Below are 2803 nucleotides of genomic sequence, written 5' to 3' on the forward strand. Positions count from 1 at the left end.
GCCGTGGACACCTCGTCGGTGCCCTCCGCGCCGAGCATGTGCACCATGCCCAGCGCGTACCCGACGCCCCGGCGCACCGCGCCCGGGTCGGCGGCGCCGTCCGGGCCGCCGGGCAGCACCCAGTCCTCGTCGGGCGGCGGCGGCAGCGGCGTCTCCCGTACCGCGCGCAGCAGCGCGGCGACCGGCGCCGGGCAGGTGACGGCCTGCCCGGTGGGCAGCGGGTCGCCGGTGCTCATCACATTGCGGGCGCGCACCTCGGCCGGGTCGAGGCCGAGCCGGGCGGCCAGCTTGTCCATCTGGCCCTCGTACGCCGCGCACACCTGGAGGGCGCCCTCGCCGCGCAGATGCCCGGAGGGCGGGTTGTTGGTGCGCACCGCCCAGCCGTCGACCACGGCGTTCGGCACCCGGTAGGGCCCGGCGGCGAACGACACGGCGGCGGCCAGCGCTTCGGCGGAACCGTCCGCGTACGCGCCCGCGTCCATGAGCAGTTGCGCCTCGACCTTCACCAGCTTGCCCTCGCGGTCGGCGTGGTGCCAGTAGCGCAGCATGGTGGGATGCCGGTGCGGGTGCCCCAGGAACGACTCCTCGCGGGTGGCCGCCAGCTTCACCGGCGACCCGGTACGGATGGCCAGCAGCGCGAGCGGGAGTTCGAACCCGAGGTCCTCGCGGTCGCCGAACGCGCCCGGGACGCCCGTCACATAGATCTTGACCTGGTCGGACTCCAGGGCCAGGCAGGCCGCGAGCCGGTCGCGGTCGCCGTGCGGGTCGGTGGTGCCGGTGTACACCTCCACGCCGCCGTCCGGGCGCGGCACGGCGAGACCGGCCTCGGCTCCTATCGGCGCCGGGTCCTGGCGGCCGACGCGGTAGACGCCCTCGACGACGATCTCGCCGTTCATGTCGGGGTTGCCGTAGCGCAGCGGGATGTGCCGGACGATGTTGCCGTCGGGGTGCAGCGGTTCGGCCTCGAACACCTTCTCGGGGTCGGTGACCGGCTCCAGCACCTCGTAGTCGACGGCGATCGCGGCGGCGGCCAGCCGGGCGGTCTCCGGATGGTCGGCGGCGACGGCGGCCACCGGCTCCCCGTGGTACCGCACCTCGCCGGAGGCGAGCGGCGGCCGGTCCCCGGGCGGGGCGCCCTTGACGTCGAGGTGCGTGACGACGGCCCGTACCCCGGGGAGCGCCGCGGCCTCCGTGGTGTCGATGCCGCGGATCCGGGCGCGCGGGTGCGGGGCGCGCAGCACGGCGGCCCACAGCAGGCCCTCGGCCCACAGGTCGGCGGTGTACGGGTAGACGCCGGTGGTCTTGGCGGCGGCGTCGGCGGGTGGTACGGACGCGCCGAGACCGAGCGTGGCGGCGCCCTCGGCGGGCCCCGGCGCGGTCTCGGCACCGGCGACGGTGACGGCGGTGATGCCGTCGATGGGCTGATCGCTCATCGTCTCAGGCGTCTCCCTCGGGCGGGCCGGCTTGCTGCGGGATGCGGGGCGACTGCTGCTCGGCGCGTTCCGCCCGCTCGGCCCGCTCCTCGATCACCGTGCGCACGGCGTCCAGGACGCCCCGGTAGCCGGAGCAGCGGCACAGATTGCCGCACAGGGCCTGGCGGGTCTGGAGTTCGGTGGGCGCGTGGTTGCCCTCCAGGAGATCGTGCACCGTCATGGCCATGCCGGGCAGGCAGAAGCCGCACTGGACGGCGCAGGAGGCGAGCGCGCGCTGCACGTCGGAGGGTTCGCTCTCGGTGCCCAGCCCCTCGACGGTGCGGATCTCGGACCCGGCGGCGGTGGCCGCCGGTACCAGGCAGGCCGCGACCAGCCGCCCGTCGACCTGGACCGAGCAGGCCCCGCACTCGCCCTGCGAGCAGCCGTCCTTGGCCCCGGCCAGACCGAGGCGCTCACGCAGCACGTACAGCAGGGACTCGCCGATCCAGGCGCTGCTGACGGCCCGGTCGATGCCGTTGACGCGCAGGACGTAGGAGACCTCGGGGTGCTCGCTGTCGGTGACGGGCGGCGGGACGGGGGCGGGGGCGGCGGGTGCCTCCGCGACGGGCTGGGCCGGGTCGGTGACCTCGGAGGGGATCACCCACGAGCCGGACTCGTCCGCGCTCCCGCTGCCGCCGAACCCGGCGGGCCGCTGCACGGGGCCGCTTTCCGCGGCGGGGGCGGGGGAAGCGGCGGACCCGGCGGCGTCGGCCGGGGCGACCGGGCCGGGCCGCGGGGCCCCGGCGGCGGGGTCGGCCGCACTGGGCTGAGCGGCCTGAAGGGCAGCCCCGGTGCCGGCAGCGGCCGGGTCGGCCGGGGTCTCCCCGGGCGCCGGCTCTGCCCCGGCGACGGGCGGGACGGTCGCGCCGTCCACGCCGTGGCCGCCCACCGGCACACCGCCGGCCGGTGTCGCGGCGGAGCCCGCGTCGCCGTGCGGGGACGCCGGCCGGCCCGGCGTACCGTCCGGGACCTGTCCCCCGGCGGACACCGCCTCGGCAGGCCCGGCGGCCGGTACTCCGTGCGCCGGAGTGCCTGCCGCCGGGGCGGCGGACACGGTGGGGCCCGCGTCGCTCCGAGCTGTCTGCCCGGCCCAGCCGGGCTGCCCGGGAACACCGGCTTCCGGCGACGGTCCGCCGTCGGCGGTTCCGGCGGCCGGTGCGGGCCCGTTGTCCGCGCTGTCGGCCGGGGCGGCTGGGGCCGCCGCGAGCGGCGGCGCCGCGGCGCCCGGGGCCGGGTCGTGGCCGGGAACAGGGCCCTGCGCAACGCCGTGCGCGGGCGTCCCGGCGGCCGTGTCCGGCCACTCGGCCCGCGTGCCCGGGGCACCGGGGGCG

General features: G+C 78.1%; 2 protein-coding genes. Both read right to left on the bottom strand.

Annotated elements, in window-relative coordinates:
- On the bottom strand, positions 1–1433 hold a 1433-nt coding region (locus tag ACFV5N_RS26610), incomplete at its 3' end, for a xanthine dehydrogenase family protein molybdopterin-binding subunit (RefSeq protein ID WP_385604731.1).
- Positions 1434–1437: 4 nt separating this feature from the next.
- Positions 1438–2803, bottom strand: a 1366-nt coding sequence (locus ACFV5N_RS26615) for a 2Fe-2S iron-sulfur cluster-binding protein (protein WP_385604734.1), incomplete at its 5' end; no start/stop codon positions are given.

This window comes from Streptomyces sp. NPDC059853, assembly GCF_042731495.1.
Taxonomy (GTDB): domain Bacteria; phylum Actinomycetota; class Actinomycetes; order Streptomycetales; family Streptomycetaceae; genus Streptomyces.